Here is a 3,717-nt window from a genome sequence, read left to right as displayed (position 1 = left end):
TGCATGAGCAACACACTACTAATGTCAAAGTACGTGACATAGGAGATGATAAATCATGATTGAGTTCCTACATGAACATGGTGGACAGTTGATGTCGAAAACACTGGAACATTTTTATATTTCTATAGTGGCATTATTACTTGCCATCATTGTTGCAGTACCTATAGGCATTTTATTATCAAAAACAAAGCGAACTGCCAATATTATATTAACTGTGGCAGGTGTCTTACAAACTATTCCAACACTAGCTGTACTTGCTATTATGATACCGATTTTTGGTGTTGGTAAAACGCCTGCAATTGTAGCGCTATTTATTTATGTATTATTACCTATTTTAAATAACACGGTACTCGGTGTTCAAAATATTGATAGCAACATTAAAGAAGCTGGAAAAAGTATGGGAATGACACAATTTCAATTGATGAAGGATGTTGAATTGCCGTTAGCATTGCCGCTTATCATTGGTGGCATTCGTTTGTCATCTGTGTATGTAATTAGTTGGGCTACACTTGCAAGTTATGTAGGTGCGGGTGGATTAGGTGATTTCATTTTCAATGGTTTAAATTTATATGATCCACTGATGATTGTAACTGCAACGGTACTCGTTACTGCACTAGCATTAGGTGTTGATGCCTTATTAGCTTTAGTTGAAAAATGGGTAGTTCCCAAAGGCTTAAAAGTATCTGGATAATTAGGAGGCTAAGATAATGAAGAAAATTAAATATATACTTGTCGTGTTTGTCTTATCGCTTACCGTATTATCTGGATGTAGTTTGCCCGGACTAGGTAGTAAGAGCACGAAAAATGATGTCAAAATTACAGCATTATCAACAAGCGAATCGCAAATTATTTCACATATGTTACGGTTGTTAATAGAGCATGATACACATGGTAAGATAAAGCCAACATTAGTAAATAATTTAGGGTCAAGTACGATTCAACATAATGCCTTAATTAATGGGGATGCTAATATATCAGGTGTTAGATATAATGGCACAGATTTAACGGGAGCTTTGAAGGAAGCACCAATTAAAGATCCTAAGAAAGCAATGATAGCCACACAACAAGGATTTAAAAAGAAATTTGATCAAACGTTTTTTGATTCGTATGGTTTTGCGAATACGTATGCATTCATGGTAACGAAGGAAACTGCTAAAAAATATCATTTAGAGACAGTTTCAGATTTAGCAAAGCATAGTAAAGATTTACGTTTAGGTATGGATAGTTCATGGATGAATCGTAAAGGCGATGGCTATGAAGGATTTAAAAAAGAGTATGGTTTTGACTTTGGTACAGTGAGACCAATGCAAATAGGTCTAGTCTACGACGCATTAAACACAGAGAAGTTAGACGTTGCATTAGGTTATTCTACAGATGGTCGAATTGCCGCGTATGATTTGAAAGTACTTAAAGATGATAAACAATTTTTCCCACCTTATGCTGCGAGTGCTGTTGCAACAAATGAATTATTACGGCAACACCCAGAACTTAAAACGACGATTAATAAGTTGACAGGAAAGATTTCGACTTCAGAGATGCAACGCTTGAATTATGAAGCGGATGGTAAAGGTAAAGAACCTGCTGTCGTCGCAGAAGAATTTTTGAAAAAACACCACTATTTTGATAAACAGAAAGGTGGTCATAAGTAATGGAAGGTAATTTATTACAGCAATTATTCAATTATTATGTTACGAACTTTGGCTATCTATGGGATTTATTTTTCAAACACTTATTAATGTCTGTCTATGGTGTGCTGTTTGCAGCTTTAATTGGTATTCCATTGGGAATCTTGCTTGCAAGATACACAAAACTTTCTGGATTTGTAATTACAATTGCAAATATAATTCAAACAGTTCCAGTCATTGCAATGTTAGCTATTTTAATGTTAGTCATGGGCTTAGGTTCAGAAACAGTAGTTTTAACAGTGTTTTTATATGCGTTACTTCCAATTATAAAAAACACTTATACTGGTATAGCTAGTGTTGATGCGAATATTAAGGATGCTGGCAAAGGTATGGGAATGACACGCAATCAAGTGCTACGAATGATTGAATTACCGTTATCTGTTTCGGTTATTATCGGTGGCATTCGTATTGCCTTGGTTGTTGCGATAGGTGTTGTTGCCGTTGGATCATTTATAGGAGCACCTACGCTTGGTGACATTGTGATTCGTGGTACAAATGCGACGGATGGCACAACGTTTATTTTAGCAGGTGCGATTCCGATTGCTATCATTGCAATCGTCATTGATGTACTATTAAGATTTTTAGAAAAACGATTAGACCCAACAACACGACATCGTAAAAATCAATCTAATCATCGGCCGCAAAGTATTAATATGTAATAGTAGAAGATGTTTATAATTTAGCGATTTCGTTTCATGATTTATAAAAAATGAGGCTACTCAAGGAGCTCAAATAATCTTTGAGTAGCCTTTTTATAGGTTGTGTTTGTATGCGTTTACACTAAAATAGCAATTATTATCATGAAAGTTTTTGGATAAAAAGCGTTAATTATTGTAAAAATGCTAAAAAATGAGATGTTTTATTTATAATTTTCTGCAAATTTATGATATTGTTTCTTAATATATCATATTAAAAATTTGTTTTTCTTAAACATAGGAGGCTTATCTAATTCATGGACACATCAAAACAATTTAGAGGTGACAACCGATTGCTTTTGGGTATCGTTTTAGGGGTTATTACCTTTTGGCTATTCGCGCAGTCACTTGTTAATCTTGTTGTCCCATTACAATCAACATATAGTAGTGACGTTGGAACGATAAATATCGCTGTTAGCTTATCTGCCTTATTTGCTGGTTTGTTTATCGTAGGTGCTGGTGATGTTGCTGATAAATTTGGTCGCGTCAAAATTACTTATGTAGGATTGATATTAAATGTTGTAGGTTCATTACTCATCATCATTACACCTTTGCCAGCATTTTTAATTATAGGTAGAATAATTCAAGGTTTGTCTGCAGCATGTATTATGCCATCCACACTTGCTATTATTAACGAATATTATATTGGTACAAGAAGACAACGTGCCTTAAGCTATTGGTCTATTGGTTCTTGGGGTGGTAGTGGTATTTGTACGTTGTTTGGTGGCTTAATGGCTACATATATAGGTTGGCGTTCAATATTTGTTGTTTCAATTCTATTAACATTATTAGCAATGTACTTAATCAAACATGCACCTGAGACTAAAGCAGAACCAATCAAAGGTATGAAAGCAGAAGCTAAAAAGTTTGACGTTATTGGTTTAGTCATTTTAGTAGTGACGATGTTAAGTTTAAATGTAATCATCACACAGACGTCTCATTTTGGTTTAGTTTCACCGTTAATTCTAGGTTTAATTGTTGTGTTTATCTGTTCATTAGTTGGTTTTGTATATTACGAAAATAAAATAAAGCATCCACTTGTTGATTTTTCAATTTTTAAAAATAGAGGATACAGTGGTGCAACTATTTCAAACTTCTTATTAAATGGTGTAGCAGGTGGTGCACTTATCGTTATTAACACGTATTATCAACAACAATTAGGATTTAATTCTTCGCAAACGGGTTATATTTCATTAACGTATTTAATAGCAGTGTTGTCAATGATTCGTGTAGGTGAAAAGATTTTATCTCAACATGGTCCGAAGCGCCCACTATTACTAGGAAGTGGCTTTACAGTGATTGGGTTAATCTTATTGTCGTTAACATTTTTACCAGAA

General features: G+C 34.3%; 4 protein-coding genes. All 4 read left to right on the top strand.

Annotated elements, in window-relative coordinates:
- Nucleotides 1-55: 55 nt before the first annotated feature.
- A complete protein-coding gene (locus IDG60_RS08700) occupies nt 56-691 on the top strand; it encodes an ABC transporter permease (RefSeq protein WP_000569113.1) in 636 nt (211 codons plus the stop codon).
- 16 nt (nt 692-707) lie between these two features.
- Nucleotides 708-1,649, top strand: coding sequence for an osmoprotectant ABC transporter substrate-binding protein (locus IDG60_RS08695; protein WP_000721551.1), 942 nt, complete (start codon nt 708-710; stop codon nt 1,647-1,649).
- Nucleotides 1,649-2,344 carry an ABC transporter permease gene (locus tag IDG60_RS08690; protein ID WP_000398941.1) on the top strand — a complete coding sequence of 232 codons (696 nt, stop codon included), beginning with the start codon at nt 1,649-1,651 and terminating at the stop codon, nt 2,342-2,344. The genes IDG60_RS08695 and IDG60_RS08690 overlap by 1 nt, the downstream gene beginning before the upstream one ends.
- Before the next feature lie 293 nt (nt 2,345-2,637).
- Nucleotides 2,638-3,717 (top strand): MFS transporter (locus tag IDG60_RS08685; protein ID WP_206160625.1); only part of this gene is annotated, 1,080 nt, incomplete at its 3' end.

This window comes from Staphylococcus sp. EG-SA-2 (genome assembly GCF_017152085.1).
Note: the sequence above shows the minus strand (reverse complement) of the source record. Positions and strands in the feature narration are given on the sequence as shown.

Coding starts and splice junctions, on each gene's coding strand:
- IDG60_RS08695 (WP_000721551.1), top strand. CDS start 708: ATGAAGAAAATTAAATATATACTTGTCGTGTTTGTCTTATCGCTTACC.
- IDG60_RS08690 (WP_000398941.1), top strand. CDS start 1,649: ATGGAAGGTAATTTATTACAGCAATTATTCAATTATTATGTTACGAAC.
- IDG60_RS08700 (WP_000569113.1), top strand. CDS start 56: ATGATTGAGTTCCTACATGAACATGGTGGACAGTTGATGTCGAAAACA.